21 protein-coding genes are annotated in these 21,667 nt (G+C 68.3%); all 21 read left to right on the forward strand.

Translation table 11 applies throughout. The annotated features are described in order from the left end of the window. The first annotated feature begins 281 nt into the window (after positions 1-281). On the forward strand, positions 282-1,691 hold the full coding sequence (gene rpoN / locus E5790_RS21425) for an RNA polymerase factor sigma-54 (RefSeq protein WP_032959407.1): 1,410 nt from the start codon (positions 282-284) through the stop codon (positions 1,689-1,691). 14 nt (positions 1,692-1,705) lie between these two features. Continuing rightward, positions 1,706-2,083 carry a response regulator transcription factor gene (locus tag E5790_RS21430; protein ID WP_010485922.1) on the forward strand — a complete coding sequence of 126 codons (378 nt, stop codon included), beginning with the start codon at positions 1,706-1,708 and terminating at the stop codon, positions 2,081-2,083. Beyond that, positions 2,080-3,585, forward strand: coding sequence for a sigma-54 dependent transcriptional regulator (locus E5790_RS21435; RefSeq protein ID WP_046430458.1), 1,506 nt, complete (start codon positions 2,080-2,082; stop codon positions 3,583-3,585). Before E5790_RS21430 ends, E5790_RS21435 begins: the two co-directional genes overlap by 4 nt. A 174-nt stretch (positions 3,586-3,759) precedes the next feature. Continuing rightward, entirely contained in the window at positions 3,760-4,176 is a 417-nt protein-coding gene (locus E5790_RS21440; protein ID WP_046430457.1) for a hypothetical protein, read from the forward strand. A 441-nt stretch (positions 4,177-4,617) separates the two neighbouring features. Then, positions 4,618-4,983 (forward strand): flagellar hook-basal body complex protein FliE, encoded by a 366-nt coding sequence (gene fliE, locus E5790_RS21445; RefSeq protein WP_014037113.1) that lies wholly within the window; start codon positions 4,618-4,620, stop codon positions 4,981-4,983. Between the two features lie 13 nt (positions 4,984-4,996). After that, the gene (gene fliF, locus E5790_RS21450) at positions 4,997-6,643 is read left to right on the forward strand and encodes a flagellar basal-body MS-ring/collar protein FliF (RefSeq protein WP_014647047.1); all 1,647 of its coding nucleotides are present in this window, start codon (positions 4,997-4,999) and stop codon (positions 6,641-6,643) included. Between the two features lie 7 nt (positions 6,644-6,650). Next, positions 6,651-7,637, forward strand: coding sequence for a flagellar motor switch protein FliG (fliG, locus tag E5790_RS21455; RefSeq protein ID WP_024958226.1), 987 nt, complete (start codon positions 6,651-6,653; stop codon positions 7,635-7,637). Beyond that, the gene (locus tag E5790_RS21460; RefSeq protein WP_014647045.1) at positions 7,634-8,275 is read left to right on the forward strand and encodes a FliH/SctL family protein; all 642 of its coding nucleotides are present in this window, start codon (positions 7,634-7,636) and stop codon (positions 8,273-8,275) included. The genes fliG and E5790_RS21460 overlap by 4 nt, the downstream gene beginning before the upstream one ends. Next, a complete protein-coding gene (locus E5790_RS21465) occupies positions 8,272-9,657 on the forward strand; it encodes a FliI/YscN family ATPase (protein ID WP_014647044.1) in 1,386 nt (461 codons plus the stop codon). The genes E5790_RS21460 and E5790_RS21465 overlap by 4 nt, the downstream gene beginning before the upstream one ends. Positions 9,658-9,660: 3 nt before the next feature. After that, on the forward strand, positions 9,661-10,128 hold the full coding sequence (gene fliJ, locus E5790_RS21470) for a flagellar export protein FliJ (RefSeq protein WP_049441916.1): 468 nt from the start codon (positions 9,661-9,663) through the stop codon (positions 10,126-10,128). Then, on the forward strand, positions 10,128-11,297 hold the full coding sequence (locus E5790_RS21475) for a flagellar hook-length control protein FliK (protein WP_111206879.1): 1,170 nt from the start codon (positions 10,128-10,130) through the stop codon (positions 11,295-11,297). Before fliJ ends, E5790_RS21475 begins: the two co-directional genes overlap by 1 nt. 214 nt (positions 11,298-11,511) lie before the next feature. Then, on the forward strand, positions 11,512-12,027 hold the full coding sequence (locus E5790_RS21480) for a flagellar basal body-associated FliL family protein (RefSeq protein ID WP_049441913.1): 516 nt from the start codon (positions 11,512-11,514) through the stop codon (positions 12,025-12,027). Between the two features lie 9 nt (positions 12,028-12,036). Then, positions 12,037-13,041 carry a flagellar motor switch protein FliM gene (fliM, locus tag E5790_RS21485; RefSeq protein WP_014647040.1) on the forward strand — a complete coding sequence of 335 codons (1,005 nt, stop codon included), beginning with the start codon at positions 12,037-12,039 and terminating at the stop codon, positions 13,039-13,041. Beyond that, positions 13,038-13,373 carry a flagellar motor switch protein FliN gene (fliN, locus tag E5790_RS21490; RefSeq protein ID WP_005409543.1) on the forward strand — a complete coding sequence of 112 codons (336 nt, stop codon included), beginning with the start codon at positions 13,038-13,040 and terminating at the stop codon, positions 13,371-13,373. Before fliM ends, fliN begins: the two co-directional genes overlap by 4 nt. Then, on the forward strand, positions 13,370-13,789 hold the full coding sequence (fliO, locus tag E5790_RS21495) for a flagellar biosynthetic protein FliO (protein WP_014037105.1): 420 nt from the start codon (positions 13,370-13,372) through the stop codon (positions 13,787-13,789). Before fliN ends, fliO begins: the two co-directional genes overlap by 4 nt. A 1-nt stretch (position 13,790) precedes the next feature. Continuing rightward, positions 13,791-14,570, forward strand: coding sequence for a flagellar type III secretion system pore protein FliP (fliP, locus tag E5790_RS21500; protein ID WP_014647039.1), 780 nt, complete (start codon positions 13,791-13,793; stop codon positions 14,568-14,570). A gap of 66 nt (positions 14,571-14,636) precedes the next feature. Then, positions 14,637-14,906: a flagellar biosynthetic protein FliQ gene (locus E5790_RS21505; protein WP_005413254.1), complete on the forward strand. Its 270-nt coding sequence runs from the start codon at positions 14,637-14,639 to the stop codon at positions 14,904-14,906. 13 nt (positions 14,907-14,919) lie between these two features. Then, positions 14,920-15,711, forward strand: a complete 792-nt coding sequence (gene fliR, locus E5790_RS21510) for a flagellar biosynthetic protein FliR (protein ID WP_014037103.1) — start codon at positions 14,920-14,922, stop codon at positions 15,709-15,711. A 275-nt stretch (positions 15,712-15,986) separates the two neighbouring features. Further along, positions 15,987-18,119, forward strand: coding sequence for a bifunctional diguanylate cyclase/phosphodiesterase (locus tag E5790_RS21515; protein ID WP_111206880.1), 2,133 nt, complete (start codon positions 15,987-15,989; stop codon positions 18,117-18,119). A 206-nt stretch (positions 18,120-18,325) separates the two neighbouring features. Beyond that, on the forward strand, positions 18,326-19,456 hold the full coding sequence (gene flhB, locus E5790_RS21520) for a flagellar biosynthesis protein FlhB (RefSeq protein ID WP_014037101.1): 1,131 nt from the start codon (positions 18,326-18,328) through the stop codon (positions 19,454-19,456). Between the two features lie 44 nt (positions 19,457-19,500). After that, positions 19,501-21,561 carry a flagellar biosynthesis protein FlhA gene (gene flhA, locus E5790_RS21525; RefSeq protein WP_153643679.1) on the forward strand — a complete coding sequence of 687 codons (2,061 nt, stop codon included), beginning with the start codon at positions 19,501-19,503 and terminating at the stop codon, positions 21,559-21,561. The last annotated feature ends 106 nt before the right edge of the window (positions 21,562-21,667 follow it).

Here is a 21,667-nt window from a genome sequence, read left to right on the forward strand (position 1 = left end):
ATCTGACCCCGCGACACCCTGCAGCGGCGACGACATCCCGTCACCCCGACATTCCCTGACAGGAATCCGTACCCCGACCGCCGCGCGCTCAGCGGCTTCGCCACGACGAATCAATGACTTGGCGGCGCATTTCGTCAATTTCCCGCGTCGGTGTAGGGAATTCCCCTACACCCTGTCGGGAGTTCCACGAAATGCATCAGGAACCCCCCGATTCCGCCCCCGCCGGATCAAAAGCAAGATGCGTTCCACAAGGCGCCGGGGAGCGGTGCCGGGGAACCACGATGAAGGCTGCACTCTCGACCCAGCTGGGCCAGCAACTCCACCTCACCCCGCAACTGCTGCAGTCGATCCGGCTGCTGCAGCTCGATGGCCTGCACCTGGAGCAGGAAATCCAGCGCCTGCTGGACTCCAACCCGCTGCTGGAGATCGAGGAGGCCGAAGCGCCCGCTGCTGAAGCCACCGAAGCGAGTGCCACCACCCTCGACACCGCCGCCTTCGACGAACTGCCCGAGCCGTCGATGTGGGACGTGGCCGGCGCCAGTTGGCAGGATGGCGACGACGATCGCATGGCGCGCATCGCCGCTGGCGAGTCGACCGACCCGCAGCTGCGCGTGCTGCAGCGCCTGGCGCTGGACATGGACGACCATCAGCTGGCGGTGGCCGCGTTCTGGCTGGACCACTGCGATGAAGCCGGCTACCTGCAGGCGCCGCTGGCACAGCTGCAGCTGCTGGCCAGTGCCCAGTTCGACATCACCGCCGACGGCGTGGAAGCCATCCGCCAGCAGCTGCTGCATGGCGAGCCCGCCGGCATGGCCGCGCAGGATCTGCGCGAAGGCCTGCAGGCGCAGCTGCGCAGCCTGCATGGCGTGGTGCCGGCCCGCCACCTGGCTGCACGCATTCTCGATGGAGCGCTCGACGCGCTCGCGGCCCACGACTACCCCGCCCTCGCCCGCCAGCACGACGCCGAGATCGACGACGTGCGCGAGGCGGTGCGCCTGATCCTCTCGCTGCAGCCGCGCCCCGGCGACAGCCTGCTGCCCGAACGCAACGCGGTGGTGGTGCCGGACGTGGTCGCCTGGCACGCCGACGGGCAGTGGAAGGTCGCCCTGAACCCGGCCACCAGTCGTCGCGTGTCGATCAACAGCCAGTACGAACAGGCCCTGGCCGAGACCAGCGACGCCGCCCCGGCACTGCGCGAAATGCTGCAGGAGGCGCGCTGGTTCAGCCGCGGCCTGTCGATGCGCTACGACACCCTGCTGCGCACCGCGCGGGTGATCGTCGAGCGCCAGGCCGCCTTCCTGGTCCGTGGCGAAGAGGCCATGGCGCCGTTGACCCTGAAGGAAGTGGCCGAGGAGATCGGCATGCACGAGTCCACCGTCTCGCGCATCACCACCGGCAAGTTCCTGCAGACCCCGCGCGGCACCTTCGAACTGAAGCACTTCTTCGCCGTGCGCCTGGAAGGCGCCAGCGTCTCCGGCCAGGCGGTGAAGGCCATGGTCCGCCGCCTGATCGACGCCGAACCGGCCGGCCGCCCGCTGGCCGATGAGGCCATTGCCGGCCTGCTGTCACGCCAGGGGGTGAACATTGCCCGCCGAACCGTCGCAAAATACCGAGAACAACTGGATATCGCCCCGGCCCGCGAACGGCGCCGGCTCAGCGCCAGGCAACCCCAGCTGGCCCGGGTGGGCTGAAAAGGATGTTGGACATGAACAAGCTCACGGTCCTGCTGGTCGATGACCACGAGGGCTTCATCAACGCGGCGATGCGCCATTTCCGCAAGATCGACTGGCTGCAGATCGTCGGCAGTGCCGGCAACGGCCTGGAAGCGATCGAGCGCTCGGAAACGCTGCGCCCGCAGGTGGTGCTGATGGACCTGGCGATGCCGGAAATGGGCGGCCTGCAGGCCACCCGCCTGATCAAGTCGCAGGACGATGCACCGTACATCGTGATCGCCAGCCACTTCGACGACGCCGAGCACCGCGAACACGCGCTGCGCGCCGGCGCCGACAACTTTGTCAGCAAGCTGTCCTACATCCAGGAAGTCATGCCGATCCTGGAAGGCCTCAGGGAGGATCGATCGTGAGCGAATCGCGCATCCTGGTGCTGGACAACGACGCCGTGCGCGCAGAGCGCACCGTTGCCCTGCTGGAATTCATGGACTTCAACCCGCGCTGGGTGTCCGACGCGGCCGACTTCGACCTGGGCCGCCAGCGCCAGAACGACTGGATGGCGGTGATCGTCGGCAGCCTGGACGACAGCGCCGCCAGCACTGCGCTGTACCACTGGCTGGGCGGCAGCAGCCTGCCGCCGCCGGTGCTGCTGGCCGATGGTGATGCTGCAGCGTTTGCCCAGCAGCACGGGCTGCACGAGGCCAACATCTGGCCACTGGAAACGCCGCTGCGTCATGCGCAGATGGAAGCCCTGCTGCGCCGCGCCAGCCTCAAGCGCCTGGATGCCGAGCACCAGGCCGGCGCCGCGCAGGACCAGGGGCCGACCGGCAACGGCCCGGCGGTCACCGCGCTGCGCACCATGATCGAGCAGGTGGCCGCGTTCGACACCACCGTGCTGGTGCTGGGCGAATCCGGCACCGGCAAGGAAGTGGTATCGCGCGCCATCCACCAGCGCTCGCCGCGCCGTGATGGCCCGTTCGTGGCGATCAACTGTGGCGCCATTCCGGCCGACCTGCTGGAAAGCGAACTGTTCGGCCACGAGAAGGGCGCCTTCACCGGCGCACTGACCGCGCGCAAGGGCCGGTTTGAAATGGCCGAGGGCGGCACCCTGCTGCTCGACGAAATCGGCGACATGAGCCTGCCGATGCAGGTGAAGCTGCTGCGCGTGCTGCAGGAACGCAGTTTCGAGCGCGTTGGCGGCAACCAGACCATCCGCTGCAACGTGCGCGTGGTGGCCGCGACCCACCGCGACCTGGAGACCCGCATCGCCGAGGGCAAGTTCCGCGAGGACCTGTTCTACCGCCTCAACGTGTTCCCGATCGACGTGCCCGCGCTGCGCGAACGGCGCGAAGACCTGCCGGCGCTGGTGGAAACCATCGCCGCGCAGCTGGCCCGCACCGGCCGTGGCGAAGTGCGCTTCACCCCGGAAGCCCTGCAGGCCCTGGCCGGCTACGAGTGGCCGGGCAACGTGCGCGAGCTGACCAACCTGGTCGAGCGCCTGGCGGTGCTGCATCCGGGCGGCTCGGTGCGCGTGCAGGACCTGCCGGCCCGCTATCGTGGCGATGCCGCGCTGGCAGCGGTGGCCGCAGCGGTACCGGCAGCTCCGGTTGCCAGCGAAGAACGCCTGGACCTGCGCAGCTTCTCGTTCCACACGCCCGGCAGCGGCAACCAGCCGGCGCTGGAGCACGGCATCGCCGTCAATCGCGCAGCCGCCCCGGCGGCACTGCCCGACGATGGCCTGGACCTGCGCAACCACATGGCCAACATCGAACTGGGGCTGATCAACGAAGCACTGGAACGCACCCAGGGCGTGGTCGCCCACGCCGCCCAGCTGCTTGGCCTGCGCCGCACCACCCTGGTGGAAAAGCTGCGCAAGTACGGCATCGAGCGCGAGCAGGCCGAACTGGCCGGCTGAAGCGCGCGACCCGCATGAAGGGGGCACGAACGCCTGGGCTTGCCCGGGCGTTGGTGTTTCTGGTGCCCGGGGTCAGATCCCTTTCCTGCGGAAAGGGATCTGACCCCATTGCATTTGAAGACAGCAGCGCCGAACTGCGGTGCATTGGCAAGGACACCCCAAGGAGGTCCCACCATGCATCACCTGATCCTGCTCGCCGTCCTGCTCTGCCCGGCCCTGGCCACCGCGGCCAACTGCACCCTGCCCGCCACGCTCGACCAACGCCAGTTCACCAACCTCAGCGACCCGTTGTACGCGCCGGACAACCCCAACGCCGGACGCATGGTGCAGCTCGGCTTTGCTGGCAGCCAGTACGTGCTGGACATCCTCGGCACCGACCTCCGCATCGCCGGCAGCTACCGCTACCAGCGCCTGGCCCCGCATATCGCGGAAATCCAGATGACCGAGGCCCATCCGGCCGGCCTCGCCCACTACACCCTGCTGCTGACCTGCCAGAGCGACCGCCAGGGCCGCTTCATCTACACCCAGCATGACGGCCCCATCGCACCGCGCCAGCGCCAGAATTCCGGCCGATGGACCCTGCAGCCATAGGCCAGAAAACCGACGCCGGTTAAATGGCGCCGCCAATGGGGTCAGGCCCCGTGCCGACCAACGGTCGGCATCCACCATCAACAGCAGGTTCCAACAGATCGCGGCCACCTGTCGAAGGCGGGGTGGGTCCGGTTGCGGGGGCGTGAGCGCCATGGATGGCGCGACCGAGCCTCCATGGACGGATTTATGGCGTCCCCCGTAACCGGACCCACCCCGCCATCCCTCAGTAGACCCGCTTCTGCTGTTGCTCCGGCTCCGGCTTCGGCTTCGGCCGTTGCCGTTGAGGTTGCCGGCCAGCGGCCGGCACTACCGCGGGGCGCGGGGTGCAACCCCGCACGCACACCCAACCTCCTCACTTCACTGAATCGAAAACCGGTTTCGGCACGGCACTTGCACTGGCTCCAGCAGACAACCCCATCCCTGTTTCTGGAACCGTTGCAGATGTCCCACTCCGTCACTTCGATCCTTTCGCAGATCCGCTCCTATCAGACCCAGATGGGACAGCCGGCGCTCAACCCGCTGGGCGAAACGCCGCGCAGCAATGCCCTGCCGGGCACGGTGCTGGATGCGCCGCAGGTGCAGCCGGCCAGCTTCACCGAAACCCTGCGTGGTGCGATTGCCGGCGTCAACGATGCGCAACAGAAATCCGGCGCCCTCGCCAAGGCCTTCGAGATGGGCGACCCCAGCGCCGACCTGGCCAAGGTGATGGTCGCCTCGCAGCAGTCCCAGATCGCCTTCCGCGCCACCGTGGAAGTCCGCAACCGTCTCGTCCAGGCCTACCAGGACGTGATGAACATGCCGCTGTAAGGAACGTTGACGCATGGCACTGACGCTCTCCAAGGACAGCCTGAACGCCGAGAAGGCCGGGCAATGGTTCGACCGCCTGCAGAGTCTGCAGATCACCCGTCGGCTGGGCCTGATGGCGATGATCGCGGTGGCGGTGGCGGCAGGCCTGTCCGTGTTCTTCTGGTCACAGAAGCCGGGCATGGTCCCGCTGTACACCGGCCTGGACCAGAAGGCGACCGCTGAAGCGACCGACCTGCTGCGCGCCGCGCAGATTCCGTTCGCGCTCGACCCGGCCACCGGTGGCATCACCGTGCCGGAAAAGAACCTGCACGATGCCCGCCTGAAGCTCGCCGGCTCCGGCCTGACCGACAGCGGCAAGCTGGGCTTCGAGCTGATGGAACGCGACCCGGGCTTTGGTGTCAGCCAGTTCGTGGAAAGCGCGCGCTACCAGCACGCGCTGGAAACCGAGCTGTCGCGCACCATCAACACGCTGCGCCCGGTGCGCGATTCGCGCGTGCACCTGGCCATTCCCAAGCCCAGCGCGTTCACCCGCCAGCGTGACGTGGCCAGCGCCTCGGTCACCCTGGAACTGCGTGGCGGCCAGCAGCTGGAACGCAGCCAGGTCGATGCCATCGTGCACATGGTCGCCGCCAGCATTCCGGACCTCGCGCCGGAACGGGTGACCGTGGTCGACCAGAGCGGGCGCATGCTCAGCATTACCGACCCGAACAGCGAGGCGGCGGTCAACGCGGCCCAGTTCGAGCAGGTGCGCCGCCAGGAAACTTCGTTCAACCAGCGCATCCGCGAACTGCTGGAACCGATGACTGGCCCCGGCCGCGTCAACCCGGAAGTGAGCGTGGACATGGATTTCTCGGTGACCGAGGAAGCCCGCGAGCTCTACAACGGCGAGCCGCAGAAGCTGCGCAGCGAGCAGATGAGCGAGAACACCACCAGCACGCCGGGCCCGCAGGGCGTGCCGGGTGCGACCAGCAACAGCCCGCCGGGCCAGCAGGCCGCACCGGCCACCGCGCAGGCCCCGACCGAAAGCAGCAAGAACGCGACCCGCAACTACGAGCTGGACCGCACCCTGCAGCACACCCGCCAGCCGGCCGGCCGCATCAAGCGCGTCTCGGTGGCGGTGCTGGTGGACAACGTGCCGCGCGCCGGCGCCAACGGCAAGATGAGCCCGCAGCCGCTGTCGGCTGCCGAACTGACCCGCGTCGAAGCGCTGGTCAAGCAGGCCGTCGGCTTCAACGCCGAGCGTGGCGACACCGTGTCGGTGATGAATGCCCCGTTCGTGCGTGACACCACGCCGGTCGAAGGCCCGTCGTGGTGGGAGCTGCCGTGGGTGCACGATGCCGGCCGCATGCTGCTTGGCGCGGTGGTGGTGCTGGCGCTGCTGTTCGGCGTGCTGCGTCCGGCGCTGCGCGCGATCACCGGCCAGAGCAGGAAGAACGACGAACAGGCACTCGAGCCGCATACCGCGGACGTGCAGCTGGTCGATGACGATGGCATGCCGCTGCCGGCGCTGGGCGCTGACCGGGCCAGCCTGGGCGGGCCGGAAGCACTGGCCCTGCCGGTGGATTCATATGAGGAACGATTGCGGATGGCGCGTGAAGCCGTGAAGACCGACTCCAAGCGCGTGGCCCAGGTGGTCAAGGGTTGGGTGGCAAATGACTGAGGCCGCACTGACTGGCGTGCAGCGCGCCGCCGTACTGCTGCTTTCGCTGGGTGAGCTGGACGCGGCCGAAGTGCTGCGCCACATGGAACCCAAGGAGGTGCAGAAAATCGGCATCGCCATGGCCACCATGACCGACATCACCCGCGAGCAGGTGGAGCGGGTGATGGACCAGTTCGGCCAGGAGCTGGGCTCGAAGACCTCACTCGGCGTTGGCTCGGACGACTACATCCGCAACATGCTGGTGCAGGCGCTGGGCAGCGAGAAGGCCGGCAACCTGATCGACCGCATCCTGCTCGGCCGCAACACCACCGGCCTGGACGCGCTGAAGTGGATGGACCCGCGTGCGGTGGCCGACCTGGTGCGCAACGAGCACCCGCAGATCATCGCCATCGTGATGGCGCACCTGGAAACCGACCAGGCCGCCGACGCGCTGAAGCTGCTGCCGGACCGTACCCGCGTGGACGTGCTGCTGCGCATCGCTACCCTCGACGGCATTCCGCCGAACGCGCTCAATGAACTCAACGAGATCATGGAGCGCCAGTTCGCCGGCAACCAGAACCTGAAGTCGTCGAACATCGGTGGCGTGCAGTGCGCGGCCAACATCCTGAACTTCATGGACAGCGGCCAGGACCAGGCGATCCTGGGCGAAATCGCCCGCATCGATGCGCCGTTGAGCAACCGCATCCAGGACCTGATGTTCGTGTTCGACGATCTGGTCGACCTGGACGACCGCGAGATGCAGCTGGTGCTGCGCGAGGTGAGCGGCGAGCGCCTGGGCCTGGCCCTGCGCGGCGCCGACATCAAGGTGCGCGACAAGATCACCCGCAACATGTCGCAGCGCGCGGCCGAGATCCTGCTGGAAGACATGGAAGCCCGCGGGCCGGTGCGCCTGTCCGACGTGGAAGGCGCGCAGCGCGAGATCCTGGCCATCGTCAAGCGCATGGCCGATGAAGGCACCGTCACCATCGGCGGCAGCGCGGAGGCCATGCTGTGAGCAACGTCGTGCGCTGGCTTGCCCCGGACCTGCTGGCCCAGCCCGAACCGGCGCTGGAGCAGGAGGACGCGTTCGAACTCACCGAGCCGGACCCGGAACACGAACCGGAGCCGCCGCTGCAGCTGCCGACCCTGGAGGAAATCCAGGCGATCCAGGACAGCGCGGAGAAGGAAGGATTCGATCAGGGCCATGCCGAAGGGTACGGCCAGGGCCAGGCGGAGGTGCGTCGCCTCGCCGCGCAGATCGAAGGCATCCTCGACAACTTCAGCCGGCCGCTGGTGCGGCTGGAGAACGAAGTGGTCGGCGCCCTTGGTGAACTGGCGGTGCGCATCGCCGGCGCGCTGGTCGGCCGCGCCTACGAGGCCGAGCCGGCACTGCTGGCGCAGCTGGTCGGCGAAGCGATTGACGCCGTGGGCGGCAGCACCCGCGAGGTGGAAGTGCGGCTGCACCCGGATGACATCGCCGCGCTTGCCCCGCTGCTGAACCTGTCGCCGGCGCAGCGCCTGGTACCGGATACCAGCCTCAGCCGTGGCGACCTGCGCGTGCACGCCGAAGCCGTACGCATCGACGGCACCCTGGAGGCCCGCCTGCGCGGCGCGCTGGATGCGGTGATCCGCCAGACCGGAGCGACGGCATGAGCGCCGCACCGCAAACGACGCCACCGCCGGCCGACTGGGCCGTGGCCCGCAACCTGCGCCTGGCCCGCCGCCTGGACGGCCTGCGCGTGGATACCGCGCATGGCCGTGGGCTGATCCGCGAGGGCGTGCTGCGCCGCGCGGTCGGGCTCACCCTGGAAGCGGTCGGCTGCGAGGCGCCGCTGGGCGCCAGCTGCAAGGTGGAAGTGGTCGATGGTGGCTGGGTCGATGCCGAAGTGGTCGGCTTTGCCGGTGAGCGCACCTACCTGATGCCCAGCGCCGAACTGCACGGCCTGCTGCCCAACGCCCGCGTGGTACCGTCGGCGCGGCGTGGCGGGGTGGAAGTGGGTGAAGGCCTGCTCGGCCGCGTCATCGACAGCGACGGCGTGCCGCTGGATGGCAAGGGCCCGATCCGCGCAGAAGGGCATGTCGGCATGGCCGGCGTGTCGATCAATCCGTTGGCGCGTGAACCGATCACCCAGCCGCTGGACGTGGGCGTGCGCGCGATCAACGCGCTGTTGCCGATCGGCCGCGGCCAGCGTGTCGGCCTGTTCGCCGGTTCCGGCGTCGGCAAGTCGACGCTGCTGGGCATGATGACCCGCTACACCGCTGCCGACGTGATCGTGGTCGGCCTGATTGGTGAACGAGGCCGCGAAGTACGCGATTTCGTCGAGACCACGCTGGGCGAGGAAGGCCTGCGCCGCGCCGTGGTGGTGGCCAGCCCCGCCGACCGGCCACCCTTGGCGCGCCTGCACGGTGCCTACCGTGCCACCGCCATCGCCGAGTGGTTCCGCGACCAGGGCCTGAACGTGCTGCTGCTGATGGACTCGCTGACCCGCTTCGCCCAGGCGCAGCGCGAGATCGGCTTGTCGGTCGGTGAACCACCGACCACCCGCGGTTACCCGCCCTCGGTGTTCGCCAAGCTGCCGGCGCTGGTCGAACGCGCTGGCAACGGCGCAAAGGGCCGCGGCTCGATCACCGCGTTCTACACCGTACTGACCGAAGGCGATGATCCGCAGGATCCGATCGCCGACGCCGCACGCGCGATCCTCGACGGCCACATCCTGCTCTCGCGCCGGGTGGCCGACAGCGGCCTGTACCCGGCCATCGACGTCGAATCGTCGGTCAGCCGCGTGGTCACGGAAATCGCCGACGAGCCGTGGCGCCTGCGCATCCGCAAGTTGAAGCGACTGGTCTCGGCCTACTCGGCCAACCGTGACCTGATCGCGATCGGTGCCTACCAGCGTGGTAACGACGCGGCCACCGACGAAGCCCTGGAGCGCTGGCCGGAAATCATGGAGTTCCTCGGCCAGGACGTTGCAAAGGCCGCAGATCTCCCGCACAGCCAGGCGGCGCTGCAGCGCCTGGTGGAACAAGAGAGTTAAGCCATGAACCAGTCCAAGCGCATCGATCCCCTGCTCAAGCGGGCCCAGGAACACGAGGACGCGGTCGCCCGCGACCTGGCCGAACGCCAGCGCGTGCTCGACACCCATCTGTCGCGCCTGGACGAACTGCGCCGCTATGCCGAGGAGTACGCCAACGCCCAGATGGCAGCGACCAGCCCGGCACAGCTGCTGAACCGCCGCGCCTTCCTTGATCGCCTGGACAGTGCGGTCGAGCAGCAGCAGGCCACGGTCAACGGCAACCGCGAAAAAGTGGAGGCCGAGCGCGCGCGGCTGATCCTGGCCAGCCGTGACAAGGCGGTGCTGGAGCAGCTGGCCGCCAGCTACCGCGCGCAGGAAAAGGTGGTGACCGACCGCCGCGACCAACGCGAGATGGACGACATTGGCGCGCGGCGCGCGCGCCTGGTGCAGGCCGAAGACCAGGACGGCTCCGAGCAGGGAGGCCGCCCGTGATGCCCGCCCCGCTCGCCAGCAGCGCCAACCCGGCCACGCCCGCCACCAGCAACAGTGCCGCGCGCGCCGCGCGCAGCGAAGGCGCAAAGGACTTCAGCCAGCTGCTGCAGGGCGGTGCGCCCTCCGCGCCCGCGCCTGCCGGCAGCGCTACCACACCGACGCCGTCCCCGCCCAGCCAGCCATCGACCGCCGACAGCAATGGCCAGGCACCGGGCGAACGCAGCGCGGACGCGGAAGCGGCAACTGCCGAAACCCCGCCGCTACCGCCCGTTGCCCTGCCCCCGGCTGGACCCGGCACCGACAAGGACAAGCCCGCCGCGACCGAGGACGCCCCGTGGCCACCGATCGGCCTGGCCGGCCTGGTGCTGGCGATGCCGACGCCTGCCGATCCGGCCGTCGCTCTGGCGGGCAGCGCTGCACCGTCACTGGCCAACGACGGTACGGCGCTACCCACCACTGCCCCCGCCGCGACCCCGACACTGCCTGCAGCCGCGCCGGCAGCGGCAACCGCAGCCCCCGTGGCGGCCGACGGCAAACCGGCGGCGACCAGCGCGGAGGATGCCACCGCGCTGCCATTGCCGGCGATGATCCTGCCCGGCAAGCGCAGCGAGCGCGGCGAAGGCAGTGACGTGGCCGCCGTTGGCGACCGCGCAAATACACCGTTGCTGCACGCACCGGCAGCGGCCGCCGTGCAGGACCTGAAGGCGGCGCTCGCCACCGGCAACGCGATCTTCAATGGCGAACCCACGCCTAAGCCCGTTCTGGGTGACGATGGCTTCGACCAGGCCATCGGCGCACGCCTGGGCTGGCTGGCCGACCAGAAGATCGGCCATGCCCACATCCGCCTGAGCCCGGACGACATGGGGCCGGTCGACGTGCGCCTGCAGTTGAACGGCGACAAGGTGCATGCCAGCTTCAGCAGCCCGCACGTGGACGTGCGCCAGGCACTGGAAAGCAGCCTGCCGCGCCTGCGCGAGCTGCTGGGCGAACAGGGCTTCCAGCTGGCTCACGCCGATGTCGGCCACCACGCGTCTGGTGGTGACGGCAATGCGTCGGGACAACCCGGTGGCGGCGGCATGACCGGCGACGGAGAACCGACGCCGGGCGATGCCAGCGTGTCGTCCGCGCAGTTGATCCGCCAGCGCGGCTTGCTGGACGCCTACGCCTGACAGGTGTGCCAACCAAGGTTGGCACCTACCGGAGCGGGGCAATTGGCACCCACCAGGGCAGGCGGTCCACCTCCCCGTATTGCGTTGGTGGGTGCTGAGCTTGCTCCGCACGGCCCTACCTGCACCCCGACGGAATTCCGTCGCACGCTGCGGGCCCAGCCTTCGGCACACCCCTTGCATATCCCGGTGAAGCAACCCTCAGGAGCTTCACCCCGTGGCCGCAGCCGCTGACAAAACCAAGAAGACCGCCGAGAAGGACAAGGCCGCCAAGCCGCGTAGTCCGATCCTGATCACCGCACTGGTGGCCGTACTGGCCGCCGCTGCCGCTGGTGGCGGCGTGTGGTTCTTCACCCAGTCCAAGCACGAAGAGAAGACCGCGCAGGCGCCGAAGAAGAGCGCGACGCCGGCCCCGGCACAGTACTTCGCGCTGGACCCGGCGTTCGTGGTCAACCTCAATGGCCCGGTCGACGGCCCGCGCTACCTGCAGCTGGAGGTCCAGCTGATGACCCGCGACCCGGCCGCGCTGGAAGCGATCAAGACCCATGCCCCGGCCATCCGCGCGCGCCTGCTGATGCTGTTCTCGCAGGTCAGCCCGGACCAGATCGCCGATGTCGCCGGCAAGCAGAAGCTGCAGGCCAGTTCGCTGGCCGAGGTGCAGAAGGTGCTCAAGGCCGAGACCGGCAGCAACGGCGCCGACGATCTGCTGTTCACCAGCTTCGTGACCCAGTAAGGCCCCCCGATGAATGATCTGCTGTCCCAGGACGAGATCGATGCCCTGCTCCACGGCGTGGACAGCGGCGCGGTCGAGACCGATGCGGAACCCCCGTCAGGCGAAGCGCGCTCGTACGACTTCGCCAGCCAGGACCGCATCATCCGTGGTCGCATGCCGACCCTGGAAATGGTCCACGAGCGCTTCGCGCGCCTGTGGCGGATCGGCCTGTTCAATCTGATCCGGCGCTCGGCCGAGCTGTCGGTGCGCGGCATCGAACTGATCAAGTTCAACGACTACATGCACTCGCTGTATGTGCCGACCAACCTGAACCTGATCCGCTTCAAGCCGCTGCGCGGTACCGGCCTGATCGTGTTCGAGCCGACCCTGGTGTTCGCCATCGTCGACAACTTCTTCGGCGGCGACGGGCGCTACCCGACCCGCATCGAGGGCCGCGAATTCACGGCCACCGAAATGCGGGTGATCCACCTGCTGCTGAAGCAGACCTTCGCCGACCTGCGCGAAGCGTGGGCACCGGTGATGGACGTCGACTTCGAGTACATTAACTCGGAGATCAACCCGCATTTCGCCAACATCGTGACCCCGCGCGAGTACGTGGTGGTGTGCCGCCTGCACGTCGAGCTCGACGGCGGCGGCGGTGACATCCACGTCACCCTGCCCTACTCGATGCTGGAACCGATCCGCGAACTGCTCGACGCCGGCATCCAGAGCGACCGCAACGACCGCGACGAGAGCTGGGGCAAGACCCTGCGCGAGCAGCTCAACATCGCCGAAGTCACCCTGTCCAGCGTACTGGCCAGCAAGCGCATGACCCTGCGCGACCTGACCCAGCTGAAGGTCGGCGACATCCTGCCGATCGAGCTGAGCCCGCAGGTGCCGCTGTGCGTGGAGAACATCCCTGTGTTCACCGGCGAGTTCGGCATCGCCAACGGCATGAACGCCGTGAAGATCACCGCTACCCATCCGCCGGGCACCCGCCCGCGCGTACCCGTCATCCAGGAAGACCCGCAATGAACGATATCGACGCCCTCGAACCGACCCCGGCCCAGTTCAGCAGCCTGCAGGCCGACGAGGCCAACGGTCCGGACCTGAACCTGGACGTGATCCTCGATGTGCCGGTGACCCTGTCGCTGGAAGTCGGTCGTGCCCGCCTGCCGATCCGCAACCTGCTGCAGCTCAACCAGGGTTCAGTGGTGGAACTGGAGCGCGGTGCCGGCGAATCGCTGGACGTGTTCGTCAACGGCACCCTGATCGCCCACGGCGAAGTGGTGGTGATCAATGACCGCTTCGGCGTGCGCCTGACCGACGTGGTCAGCCCGAGCGAGCGGATCCGGAGACTGCGTTGAGCCTGCTGGCCTCCACCCTGCTGGCGGTCGGCAAGACCGCAGCGCCGATCGGCCCGCAGGTCGGCCAGCACGCGGCCGCCGCACCCAGCCTGTTCGGTGCGGTGCTGGCGCTGCTGGCGGTGCTGGCGCTGGTGATCGGCCTGGGCTGGCTGCTCAAGCGCATGCCCGGCAGCGGCTTCCGCCCGGCCGAAGGCATGAAGCTGGTGGCCAGCCTCAGCGTCGGCGCCAAGGAGCGCGTGGTGGTGGTGGAGGTCAACGGCCAGCAATTGCTGCTGGGCGTCACTGCCGGCGGCATCAACACCCTGCATACCCTGCCCGAACCGTTGCCGCCACCGGCGCCGGTGCGCGTGCCGGATTTCAAGAACCTGCCGAATTTCGCCCAGCTGCTGCAGCAGCGGCTGCGCAAGGACCCCTGACATGCGTGTCACCCGAACCCGTGTTGCCACCCTGATGCCGTGGCTGCTGTTGCTTGCCCTGTGCCTGTTGCCGGTGCTGGCGTTCGCCGCGCCCGGCGCCCCGGCCACCCCGCTGCCGGACGTCAACGTCGGCAAGATCGGCGGCCAGCCGGTCAGCCTGCCGCTGCAGACTCTGCTGCTGATGACCGCGATCACCCTGATCCCGTCGATGCTGCTGGTGCTGACCTCGTTCACCCGCATCATCATCGTGCTGGGCCTGCTGCGCCAGGCACTGGGTACCGGCCAGACGCCGTCCAACCAGGTACTGCTGGGCCTGGCCCTGTTCCTCACCGCGATGGTGATGATGCCGACCTGGGACAAGGCGTGGAGCACGGGCATGGCGCCCTATCTCAACGGCGACATTGACTTCCAGACCGCCTGGACATTGACCACGCAGCCGCTGCGCGGGTTCATGCTGGCGCAGATCCGCGAGACCGACCTGATGACCTTCGCCGGCATCGCCGGGCACGGCACCTACGCCAGCCCCGATGCGATCCCGTTCCCGGTGCTGGTCGCTTCGTTCGTCACCAGCGAACTGAAGACCGCTTTCGAGATCGGCTTCCTGATCTTCATTCCGTTCGTGATCATCGATCTGGTCGTCGCCAGCGTGCTGATGTCCATGGGCATGATGATGCTGTCGCCGATGCTGGTGTCGGCGCCGTTCAAGATCCTGCTGTTCGTGCTGGTGGATGGCTGGGTGCTGACCGTGGGCACGCTGGCGGCCAGCTTCAATCCCGCGTGACGCGATCCGGCGCGATTGAAAGACAGTCGAGCATGGCTCGACTCTATATAAGAAGGTGAAACCCGAATGTCTCCCGAACTTGCCTTGACCGAACTGCGTGGCGGCCTGATCACCGTGCTGTGGGTGGCCGGCCCGCTGCTGCTCACCGTACTGGTGGTGGGCGTGGTGGTCGGTGTCGTGCAGGCTGCAACCCAGCTCAATGAACCGACCATCGCCTTCGTCGCCAAGGCGGCGGCGCTGACCGCAGTGCTGTTCGCGCTGGGGAGCCTGCTGATCGGCCACCTGGTTGAATTCACCACGCTGCTGTTCCAGCGCATTCCGCACCTGATCGGCTAGGACACGCGCTTCGATGGACGCCGCGACACAGATGGCGGCCGACGGCCTGCAGGCCTTCGGCATGATCGGCACCGTGCTGTGGACCATGCTGCGCATCGGCGCGGTGGCCATGGCCATGCCCATGGTCGGCACGCGTGCGGTGCCGTCGCGGGTGCGCGTGGTACTGGCCGGCACCCTGGCCATTGCACTGGCGCCGCTGCTGCCACCGGTACCGGACTGGACCGGCTTCGACGCGGCTACGGTGCTGACCATCGCGCGCGAACTGGCCATCGGCGTTTCCATCGGTTTCATGCTGCGGCTGGTATTCGAAGCCGGTGCGATGGCCGGCGAACTGATCGCGCAGGGCACCGGCCTGGCCTTCGCGCAGATGAGCGACCCGCTGCGCGGTGGCACTTCGGGTGTGATCGGCCAGTGGTTCTACCTGCTGTTCGGCCTGCTGTTCTTCACCGCCAACGGCCACCTGGCGTTGATTTCGCTGCTGGTCGACAGCTACCGCGCACTGCCGATCGGCGCCCCGCTGCCGGACCCGCACGCCTTCTTCAGCATCGCCCCGACCTTCCTGCTGACCGTGCTGCGCGGCGCGCTGACGCTGGCCATTCCGCTCACCGTGGCGATGCTGGCGGTGAACCTGGCCTTCGGCGTACTGGCGCGTGCCGCCCCTGCGCTGAATCCGATCCAGCTGGGCCTGCCGGTCTCGCTGCTGCTGGGCCTGTTCCTGCTGGCCCTGCTGGCCGGGGAAATGGGGCCGCCGGTACAGCGCCTGTTCGACGCCGCCTTCCAGGCTGCGGACGCGGTCACACACTGACCCGATCATCACGTTCTACTGCTTGCCATGCAATTGTTTCTGTAGAGCCGAGCCCATGCTCGGCTGCCGCTCCTGCCGAAGGCAGCCGAGCATGGGCTCGGCTCTACAGAGGCGCAATTTCACGTATTGCCGCTTGAAGTCCCCCCCGGTCTGCGCGTTAGAGTGAATGCGCGGCAACCGGGGGGATGCCGCACATGGCCGGCGTCGTGCGTCGGCCTGCCTCATGCATGCCCCACCGTGGTTTCCGTCGACAGGCAGGTCCGGGAGACTGACGAATGCTGGTAGGCACGTACAACCCGTGGCTGGTGGCGATCTCGCTGCTGGTCGCCGTGATGGCTTCATACACCGCGCTGGCGATGGCCGGGCGCACGGTGACCGCCCCGGGCAGGGGCGCGGCCTGGTGGTGGCGGCTGGGCGGCGGCTTCGCCATGGGCCTGGGCATCTGGTCGATGCATTTCATCGGCATGCTGGCTTTCGACCTGCCCATTCCATTGGGCTACGACCTTCCCATCACCCTGCTCTCGCTTGCGCTTGCCATCGCCTCATCGGTGTTCGCGCTGTGGCTGGTCTCGCTGCGCACCCTGCCCCACCCGCGATTGGCGGTCGGCGCCCTGCTGATGGGCACCGGCATCGCCGGCATGCATTACGTTGGCATGGCTGCAATGCGCATGCAGCCGGGCATCGACTACGACCCGGGTTGGCTGCTGTTCTCGCTGATGGTGGCGGTGGCTGCCTCCTGGACCGCGCTGTACGTGGCGTTCCGGCTGCGCGCCCAGCGCACCCGCATCGGTGATCGACTGGCGGCGGCGGGCCTGCTCGGCCTGGCCATCGTCGGCATGCATTACACCGGCATGGCCGCTGCGCGCTTCCCGGAAGGCAGCGTCTGCGGCGCGGCGGTCGGCGATGGCCTGCAGAACGAGTGGCTGGCGATGCTGGTGGTAGTGCTGACCGTGGCGATCCTGGCCGTGGTGCTGGTGGTCTCATGGCTGGACCAGCGCGTGGAAGCGCAACTGCTGCGGCTGCGCAATTCGATGCTGAGCACCTCGTTGACCGACGCGCAGCAGGAACTGACCCAGGCCGCGCTGCACGATCCTCTCACCCGCCTGCCCAACCGCCTGCTGCTGCAGCGGCGCATCGTGCAGGCACTGGCCGAGGCCGAACAGGGCGGCAACCGCTTCGCGGTGATGTTCATGGACCTGGACGGCTTCAAGCAGGTCAATGATGCCTATGGCCATCAGGCCGGTGATGCGCTGCTGGTGGCGGTGGCCGAACGCACCCGCCAGCTGCTGCGCCCGCACGATATGCTGGCACGGCTGGGCGGCGACGAGTTCGTGCTGGTGGTGCGCATCGAGCACGACGAGGACCTGCCGACCCTGGCCCGGCGCATCCTGCAGGCGGTGGGCAGCGGCCCGTTGCTGCCGGACAACGAACTGCAGGTGACCGCCAGCATCGGCGTGGCGATCTGCCCGGACCATGCCGCCAGCGAGCGCCAGTTGATGGCCTTCGCCGACGCGGCGATGTACCAGGCCAAGGAGTCCGGTCGCAACGCCTTCGTGCTGTTCGCCGACTGGATGAACGACAGTGCCGAGCAGCAGTTCCGGCTGCTGGCCGACCTGCGCCGCGCCATCGGCAGCGAGCAGCTGTTCCTGCACTATCAGCCGAAGATCCGCGTGGCCACGCAGAAGGTGGCCGGCGCCGAAGCGCTGATCCGCTGGCGCCATCCGGAACACGGCCTGATTCCCCCCGACCGCTTCATCCGCCTGGCCGAGCGCAGCGGTGCGATCAACGAGATCGGGCGCTGGGCGCTGGACCAGGCCTGCCAGCAGCTGCGGCGCTGGCACGACGCCGGGCATGAAAGCTGGTCGATGTCGGTGAACCTGTCGCCGGTGCAGTTCAGTTCGCCGCACCTGCTGCAGGATGTGCGCGAGGTGATCGAGCGCCATGGCATTGCCCCGCGCCACCTGGTGCTGGAGATCACCGAAAGCACCGTCATGCGCGATACCGATACCAGTCTTCGCCTGCTGCAGGCGCTGTCGGCGCTGGGCGTGGGCATCTCCATCGATGATTTCGGAACCGGCTATTCCAGCCTGCTGTACCTGAAGCGGCTGCCGGCCACCGAGATCAAGATCGACCATGCGTTCGTGCGCGACCTGGAACACAGTGCCGAAGACGTGGTGATCGTCTCGGCGATCGTGGCGCTGGGCCATGCGCTGGACATGGACATCGTCGCCGAGGGCGTGGAGACCGCCGCGCAGCGTGCCTACCTGGAGCGCCTGGGCTGCGACTTCCTGCAGGGATACCTGCTGGGCCGCCCGGTGGATGCGGCGCGCTTCATGCAGCTGCACGACCTGCCCCGGCCGCGGGTGGAACTGGCGCAGAGCCCACCGCCGCAATACCCGCCCGGCTGACACCGGGCCACGCGCGCCCGCCATCACGGAACGATTCCTGCGGCACTCTCCTGTAGAGCCGAGCTCATGCCCGGCTGTGCTTCGCGCCTGGCCCCAACCGTAGCCGAGCGTGGGCTCGGCTCTACAGAACGGGCCGTCGGTAGATCCACGCCAGGCGTGGAACGGTTCTTGCACGCACCCCGGCAACCCCTGCCGCAGTGCCCGTGATGTCCGAGAACGAATCCGCCGGCGAAAAGACCGAACAACCGACCGAAAAACGCCTGCGCGATGCCCGTGAACAGGGCAACCTGCCGCGCTCGCGCGAACTTGGCACCGCCGCCGTGTTCGGCGCCGGCGTGCTGGCGGTGATGGCCATGAGCGGCTCGATCGGCCGTGGCGCCACGGCCTGGATGAAGCACGCGCTCAGCCCCGAACAGAGCCTGCGGCAGAACCCGAAGGAACTGTTCGGCCACTTCGGCGACCTGCTGCTGCAGTTCATGCTGGTGATCGCACCGCTGGTGCTGGTCTGCCTGCTGGCCAGCTTCGTCGCCCCGCTGGTGATGGGCGGCCTGCGCTGGTCGCAGAAGGCGTTGCTGCCCGACATCAACCGCATGAACCCGATGAGCGGGCTCAAGCGCCTGTATGGCCCGGAGGCGATTGCCGAATTCACCAAATCGCTGCTGCGCGTGGCCTTCGTCGGCGTCGCCGCCGGGCTGGTGGTCTGGACCGGCTTCGACACCCTGCGCGGGCTGATCCACCACCCGCTGGAAACCGCCATCACCGATGGCCTTGGCTTCACCCTGCGCCTGCTGCTGGCGACCGCCGGCGCGATGCTGGTGCTGGCCGCCATCGATGCGCCGTACCAGCGCTGGAACTGGATGCGCAAGCTGAAGATGACCCGCGAGGAACTGCGCCGGGAAATGAAGGAAAGCGAGGGCAGCCCCGAGGTGAAGGGCCGCATCCGCCAGCTGCAGCAGCAGATGGCCAACCGCCGGATGATGGAGGCGGTGCCCACTGCCGACGTGGTGGTGGTCAACCCCACCCACTACGCGGTGGCCCTGAAGTACGAGGGCGGCGCCATGAACGCCCCCACCGTGGTCGCGCTGGGCGTGGACGAAACCGCCCTGCGCATCCGTGAAGTGGCCGACGGCAACAAGGTGGCGATCGTCTCCGCCCCGCCTTTGGCACGCGCCTTGTATCGGGAAGGCCAACTCGGAAAGGAAATCCCCGTGAGACTGTATTCGGCCGTCGCCCAGGTCCTGTCCTACGTCTACCAGCTGCGCGCCTGGCGCACTGGCCCGATGCCGGACGCCCCGCACATCCAGGTGGATGAATTCGGCAAGGGAGGCCGCCCGTGAGCGCCCAGCCCTCCGCCGGTTTCAACACCCGCCGCGCCCTGGAAATGATCCGCCAGGGCCTTGGCGCGCCGCTGATCGTGCTGGCCCTGCTGGCCATGGTCGTGGTGCCGCTGGCCGCGCCGGTGCTCGATGCGCTGTTCACCTTCAACATCGCCATCTCGCTGATGGTGCTGCTGGCGGTGGTCTACGTGAAGCGCCCGCTGGACTTCACCATCTTCCCGATCGTGCTGCTGATCACCACCATGCTGCGGCTGGCGCTGAACGTGGCCTCCACCCGCGTGATCCTGCTGAACGGCCAGAACGGCCACGATGCCGCGGGCAAGGTCATCGCCGCCTTCGGCGAATTCGTGATCGGCGGCAACTACGCGGTCGGCATCGTGGTGTTCGCGATCCTGACCATCATCAATTTCGTGGTCATTACCAAGGGTGCCGGCCGCGTTTCGGAAGTGACCGCGCGCTTCATCCTGGACGCGATGCCCGGCAAGCAGATGGCGATCGACGCCGACCTCAACGCCGGTTTGCTGACGCGTGAAGAAGCCAAGCTGCGCCGCGAGGAAGTGCGTGAGGAAGCCGACTTCTACGGTGCGATGGACGGCGCCAGCAAGTTCATCCGCGGCGATGCCATTGCCGGCATCCTGATCCTGTTCATCAACATGCTCGGCGGCCTGGCCGTGGGCGTGCTGCAGCATGGCATGCCGTTCGGCGAAGCCGCCGCCACCTACACCCTGCTGTCGATCGGTGACGGCCTGGTAGCGCAGCTGCCGGCCCTGCTGGTCTCCAGCGCCGTGGCCATGCTGGTTACCCGCGCCTCGCGCTCGCAGGACATGGCCCAGGCCATGACCGGCCAGGTGTTCGGCCAGTACCGTGCGCTGGCGATCACCGCCGGCATCATCGGCGTGGTCGGCCTGGTGCCGGGCATGCCCAACGTCGCTTTCCTGACGCTGGCCGCGATCCTCGGCTTCATCGCCTGGAAGCTGTACCGCAAGGGCAAGGCGCCGGCTGCCGATGCGGCAGGCGGTGGCACCGATGCCGCCGCACTCAACGCACTCGGCCGCCCGGCCGCACCGGCACCGACTGCCGAACTGAGCTGGGACGAACTGCGCCCGGTCGATCCGCTGGGCCTGGAGGTCGGCTACCGGCTGATCCCGCTGGTGGACAGCAACCAGGGCGGCGAACTGATGGCGCGCATCAAGGGCGTGCGCCGCAAGCTGACCCAGGATGTCGGCTTCCTGATCCCGTCGGTGCACATCCGCGACAACCTGGAACTGCCGGCCAACGGCTACCGCGTGCTGGTGCACGGCGTGCCGGTGGCCACCGCCGAGATCCACCCCGACCGCGAGCTGGCGCTGGACCCGGGCAGCGCGCTCGGCGCGCTGGAAGGCATCGCCGGCAAGGACCCCGCGTTCGGCCTGGACGCCACCTGGATCCAGCCGCACCAGCGCGCCCAGGCCGAAACGCTGGGCTACACCGTGGTCGATCCGGCCACCGTGGTCGCCACCCATCTGTCGCACCTGATCCGTGAGCACGCGCCGGAACTGCTCGGCCACGAAGAAGTGCAGCACCTGCTGGCCAACCTTGCCAAGAGCGCGCCCAAGCTCGTCGAAGATCTGACGCCGAAGGCGTTGCCGCTGTCGGCGGTGGTGCGCGTGCTGCAGAACCTGCTGGTCGAGCGCATTCCGATCCGCCAGCTGCGCAAGATCGCCGAGGCACTGGTCGAACATGCGCCCAGCAGCCAGGACCCGGCCGTGCTGACCGCCGCTGTTCGCACCGCACTGGGCCGCTTCATCGTGCAGGAGATCGCCGGAATGTCGGCGGAGCTGCCGGTATTCACCCTCAACCCGCAATTGGAACGTGTCTTGCAGGAGTCCACGCAGGGCAACGGCGCCGCGCTGGAACCCGGACTCGCTGAGCGACTGCACCAGAGCCTGGCCGAATGTGTCAGCAAGCAGGAAGCCCGCAACGAGCCCGCGGTCGTGCTGGTACCTGGCCCGGTGCGCGCCGCGCTGGCCCGCCTGGTCCGCCACAGCGTTCCGTCGCTGTCGGTCCTGGCCTACAGCGAGGTGCCGGAGGACAAGCGCCTGAAGCTGGTCGGAACGATCAGCTGACGCCGCCCTGCGATGCGCCAGAAAACAGACACCACTTTCGAACCAACGCAACAGACAGATACCAAGGGGAACCCGCACCGTGCAGACCACCGACCACCCGAGTTCT

Source organism: Stenotrophomonas sp. PAMC25021, assembly GCF_004795795.1.
GTDB lineage: Bacteria > Pseudomonadota > Gammaproteobacteria > Xanthomonadales > Xanthomonadaceae > Stenotrophomonas > Stenotrophomonas muris.

Bases quoted from the DNA above. Each gene is read 5' to 3' on its own strand.
- E5790_RS21430 (WP_010485922.1), top strand. From the start codon at position 1,706: ATGAACAAGCTCACGGTCCTGCTGGTCGATGACCACGAGGGCTTCATC.
- fliN (WP_005409543.1), top strand. From the start codon at position 13,038: ATGAACGATATCGACGCCCTCGAACCGACCCCGGCCCAGTTCAGCAGC.
- E5790_RS21515 (WP_111206880.1), top strand. From the start codon at position 15,987: ATGCTGGTAGGCACGTACAACCCGTGGCTGGTGGCGATCTCGCTGCTG.
- fliR (WP_014037103.1), top strand. From the start codon at position 14,920: ATGGACGCCGCGACACAGATGGCGGCCGACGGCCTGCAGGCCTTCGGC.
- flhA (WP_153643679.1), top strand. From the start codon at position 19,501: ATGATCCGCCAGGGCCTTGGCGCGCCGCTGATCGTGCTGGCCCTGCTG.
- fliM (WP_014647040.1), top strand. From the start codon at position 12,037: ATGAATGATCTGCTGTCCCAGGACGAGATCGATGCCCTGCTCCACGGC.
- fliF (WP_014647047.1), top strand. From the start codon at position 4,997: ATGGCACTGACGCTCTCCAAGGACAGCCTGAACGCCGAGAAGGCCGGG.
- E5790_RS21440 (WP_046430457.1), top strand. From the start codon at position 3,760: ATGCATCACCTGATCCTGCTCGCCGTCCTGCTCTGCCCGGCCCTGGCC.
- fliJ (WP_049441916.1), top strand. From the start codon at position 9,661: ATGAACCAGTCCAAGCGCATCGATCCCCTGCTCAAGCGGGCCCAGGAA.
- rpoN (WP_032959407.1), top strand. From the start codon at position 282: ATGAAGGCTGCACTCTCGACCCAGCTGGGCCAGCAACTCCACCTCACC.
- E5790_RS21475 (WP_111206879.1), top strand. From the start codon at position 10,128: ATGCCCGCCCCGCTCGCCAGCAGCGCCAACCCGGCCACGCCCGCCACC.
- fliE (WP_014037113.1), top strand. From the start codon at position 4,618: ATGTCCCACTCCGTCACTTCGATCCTTTCGCAGATCCGCTCCTATCAG.
- E5790_RS21505 (WP_005413254.1), top strand. From the start codon at position 14,637: ATGTCTCCCGAACTTGCCTTGACCGAACTGCGTGGCGGCCTGATCACC.
- fliP (WP_014647039.1), top strand. From the start codon at position 13,791: ATGCGTGTCACCCGAACCCGTGTTGCCACCCTGATGCCGTGGCTGCTG.
- E5790_RS21465 (WP_014647044.1), top strand. From the start codon at position 8,272: ATGAGCGCCGCACCGCAAACGACGCCACCGCCGGCCGACTGGGCCGTG.
- flhB (WP_014037101.1), top strand. From the start codon at position 18,326: ATGTCCGAGAACGAATCCGCCGGCGAAAAGACCGAACAACCGACCGAA.